Below are 3,645 nucleotides of genomic sequence, written 5' to 3'. Positions count from 1 at the left end.
CGGTACAGGTCGGTCAGCGACGGGTCGGTCCCGAGGGTGACGTTGGCCGCCCGGACCAGCCGCAGCCGCATGCTCCTGGGCTGGCCGAGCGGGGATCCGGGCCGGGCGACGGCGGGGTCTTCGGCCATGGGCACTCCGGGGTCCGCGCTTGGGTGGTCCGACCATGGTAGTTCCTCGGCCTGTCCGCCCTGCCGAGGCGGCGGCGCGGTGAAGCTGACCCGGCCGCCGCGGACGAGGCTGCAGCGCGACCTGGCCCGTCCCCTCGGTCAGGAGGTCGACGGGTCCGAGGCGGCCTACCGGCGCGTGGGATCGGACCGCGACCACGGCATCGCGCTGGTGGCGTTGTCGCTCCGGTGACCCTCCGGTTGGCCGGAGGTGCTTGACACTCTCGAACATATGTTCGAACATTAGGCATGGCGGCCACTGAAAGTGGTCTGAGAACCACTCTGCGGAGTTCCGGCGCCCTGGACCGGGCGGAGCTGGTGGGGCCCGGGGTCGCCCTGGCCGACGAACGGCTGCTGCCGGTGGTTCCCGCCCTCCGGCCGCTGCTCGTCGGCCAGGGGCTGCGCCGGGGGACGACGGTGGCCGTCAGCCACTCCGCTGCCCTGGCCCTCGCCCTGGTCGCCGGGGCCTCGGCGGCCGGCTCCTGGGTGGCCGCGGTCGGCCTGCCCGACCTGGGGATCGTGGCCGCCGCCGAGACGGGCCTCGCCCTGGAGCGCCTGGCCCTGGTCCCGGCCCCCGGCGCCCGGGCCTGGCCGGCGGTGGTCGCCGCCCTCCTGGACGCGGTCGACGTCGTGCTGGTGCGTCCCCCGGCCCGGCTCCCGACCGCCCAGGCCCGCCGCCTCGCGGCCAGGGCCCGGGAGCGCGGCGCCGTCCTCGTCCCCCTCGGGCCCTGGTCCGAGCCGGCCGACCTGCGCCTGGCCCTCACCGCCAGCGACTGGCACGGCCTCGGCCAGGGGCACGGCCATCTCCAGTCCCGCCGGGTCGAGGTCCTGGTCGCCGGCCGCGGCGCCGCCGCCCGCGAACGCCGGGCTCTCCTCTGGCTGCCGGCCCCCGACGGCACCATCGCGGCCGCCACCCGGGTCGGGTCGGGAGGCCCGACCGGCCTCACCCTCGCCGGGGAAGGGGATGCCCCGGCGGGGGAGGGCCGGCTCCCCGAGCTCCCCCTCCCCGGGGAAGGGGTTGCCGCGGCGGAAGCGGGTGGGTCGTCCGGGGTGCCCCTCGCCGATGCCGGGTGACCCGCGGTGTCCCGCATGGTGGTGGTCTGGTGCCCGGACTGGCCGGTGGTGGCCGCCGGGGCGCCGCCGGACAGCCTGACGGCCGTCGTCCACGCCAACCGCGTCGTCGCCTGCTCGGCGGCCGCCCGGGCCGAGGGCGTCCGGCCCGGCCTGCGCCGCCGCGAGGCTCAGGGCCGCTGCCCGGAGCTGGAGCTGCTCGCCCACGACCCGGCCCGCGACGCCCGCGCCTTCGAGCCGGTGCTGGTGGCGGTCGAGCGGCTCACCCCCTGGGTCGAGGTCCTCCGGCCGGGCGAGTGCGCCTTCCCGGCCCGCGGCGCCGCCCGCTACCACGGCGGCGAGCCGGCCCTGGCCGTCGCGGTGACGGCCGCCGTCCACGCCGCCCTCGCCGGCCGGGGCCAATGGCCACCGGAGGGTCACCGGCGCCCGGAGGGCGGCCTCGACCTCGACCATAGGGGTCTCGGTCGGGGCGGCTGCCAGGTCGGGATCGCCGACGGGACCTTCGCCGCCGGCCTGGCCGCCCGCCACCAGGTCATCGTCCCGCCGGGCGGCAGCCGCGCCTTCCTCGCGCCCCTCCCGGTGACCACCCTGGACCGCCCCGACCTCGCCGACCTGCTGGTCCGCCTCGGCCTGCGCACCCTCGGCGATCTGGCCGGCCTGCCAAGGGCCGACCTGGCGACCCGCTTCGGTCCCGAGGGCGCCCGCGCCTCCCGCCTGGCCAACGGCCTGGACGAGCACCCACGGGAGGCCCGCCGCCCCCCACCCGACCTCCGGGTGGCGGCCGAGCTCGACCCGCCCGCGGACCGGGTCGACGTCGCCGCCTTCACCGCCAAGACCCTGGCCGACGAGCTGGTGGCCCGCCTCGACCGGTTCGGCCTGGCCTGCACCCGCCTCCGCATCGAAGCCGAGACCGACCAGGGCGAGACCCTCTCCCGGGTCTGGCGCTACGACCCGGCCACCCCCCCGGCCCGCCACCCCCCTTCCACCCCCGACCCGGTCTCCCACTCCCCGGCCCCCACCGGCCCGGCCCCGGCCCAGGGTCCCGGACGGATGGCGGCCATCATGGCCGAGCGGGTCCGCTGGCAGCTCGACGGCTGGCTCACCGGCCGGACCGGCCAGCTCCCAGGGGCGCTCACCCGCCTGGTGCTGGTGCCCGACGAGGTCGTCCCCGACCGGGGGCGCCAGCTCGGGTTCTGGGGCGGGGAGACCGAGGCCGGCCAGCGGGCGGCCCGGGCCCTGGCCCGCATCCAGGGCCTGCTCGGCCCGGAAGCCGTCCACACCCCCCACCTCCGCGGCGGCCGCGACCCGGCCGACCGGGTCGCCCTCACCCACGCAGATCCCGCGACCCCGGGTTCCCCGACCTTGACTCCTTCAGCCTGGGCCTCTCTGGCCTCGGTCCCTCCGGCCCTGGGCTTGCCGGTCTCGGACCCTTCGTCCTCTGACCGCGGGGCCTCCTCCGTGCCCTGGCCGGGGCAGGTCCCCGCCCCGGCCCCGGCGGTCGTCTACGCCGAGCCGCTCCCGGCGGAGGTCGTCGACGAGGCGGGCGGGGTCGTCTCGGTCGACGGCCGCGGCCTGCTCGGCTCCCCGCCGAGCCGGGTCCGGGTCCAGGGACGGCCCTGGGCGGCCATCACCGCCTGGGCCGGCCCCTGGCTGGTCGACGAGCGCTGGTGGGACCCGGCCGCCCACCGCCGCCTGGTCCGCCTCCAGGCCACCACCGACCAGGGCGCCGCCTACCTGCTCCGGCTGGCCGGCGGCCGCTGGTGGGTCGAGGCCATCTACGACTGAGTAACCCCCAGAGGGGCTGTGGACATCCGTTTGCGCCCGTTTCCCCCCGAACGTAGAACTGCTCCGATCCAGCAGGCACCGCACGGAAGGAGCGACATGGCCACCACCGGCATCCGGGTGACCCCCGAACAACTCCAGCAGATCTCGGCCCAGCTCGACGCCGGCGCGTCCAGCATCGAGGGCACCCTGCGGCAGCTCGCCGCCAACGTGGCCCCGCTCGGGTCCGACTGGGCCGGCGTCGCCCAGGCCCGGTTCCTCGAGCTCTGGGCCGAATGGCAGCGCAGCGGCACCTCCCTGCAGCAGGCCCTGACCGGCATCGCCCGCCTCACCGCCCGCGCCGGCGCCAGCTACGAGTCGGCCGAGCACGGCATCGCCGCCAGCTTCGGCCGCCCCTGACCGTTCGGCGAGGACGGTCGAGAGGTGCCGGCTCGAGAGATGGCCCGGCTGGCCGGGCACCTGCCCTGGGGGCCGGTCGGCCGTGCCCCGAACGGCCGCCCGGAGCAGGCGGTTCGGCTCGGGACACTAGCGAATCTGGAGGTATCTGTACGAGAAATTGTCAATTGAACATTGCGGAGAGAATTCTGCGAGATCGGGTCCTGCGCGGCGCTCGGGAATTCAGCGCCAA

4 protein-coding genes are annotated in these 3,645 nt (G+C 77.3%); all 4 read left to right on the top strand.

What is annotated here, in order from left to right; all coding sequences use genetic code 11:
• The first annotated feature begins 207 nt into the window (after nt 1–207).
• The 4 genes from VF468_20400 (at nt 208) to VF468_20385 (ending at nt 3,416) form a co-directional block, all read left to right on the top strand.
• Complete coding sequence (locus tag VF468_20400; protein ID HEX5880651.1) at nt 208–357, top strand: hypothetical protein; 150 nt, start codon at nt 208–210, stop codon at nt 355–357.
• A gap of 125 nt (nt 358–482) precedes the next feature.
• Nucleotides 483–1,238 carry a hypothetical protein gene (locus VF468_20395; protein HEX5880650.1) on the top strand — a complete coding sequence of 252 codons (756 nt, stop codon included), beginning with the start codon at nt 483–485 and terminating at the stop codon, nt 1,236–1,238.
• A gap of 15 nt (nt 1,239–1,253) precedes the next feature.
• A complete protein-coding gene (locus tag VF468_20390; GenBank protein ID HEX5880649.1) occupies nt 1,254–3,020 on the top strand; it encodes a DNA polymerase Y family protein in 1,767 nt (588 codons plus the stop codon).
• Between the two features lie 96 nt (nt 3,021–3,116).
• Nucleotides 3,117–3,416 carry a WXG100 family type VII secretion target gene (locus VF468_20385; GenBank protein ID HEX5880648.1) on the top strand — a complete coding sequence of 100 codons (300 nt, stop codon included), beginning with the start codon at nt 3,117–3,119 and terminating at the stop codon, nt 3,414–3,416.
• Nucleotides 3,417–3,645 lie beyond the last annotated feature (229 nt).

This window comes from Actinomycetota bacterium (assembly GCA_036280995.1).
GTDB lineage: Bacteria > Actinomycetota > CALGFH01 > CALGFH01 > CALGFH01 > CALGFH01.
This window is presented reverse-complemented; position numbering and strand designations above follow the sequence as displayed.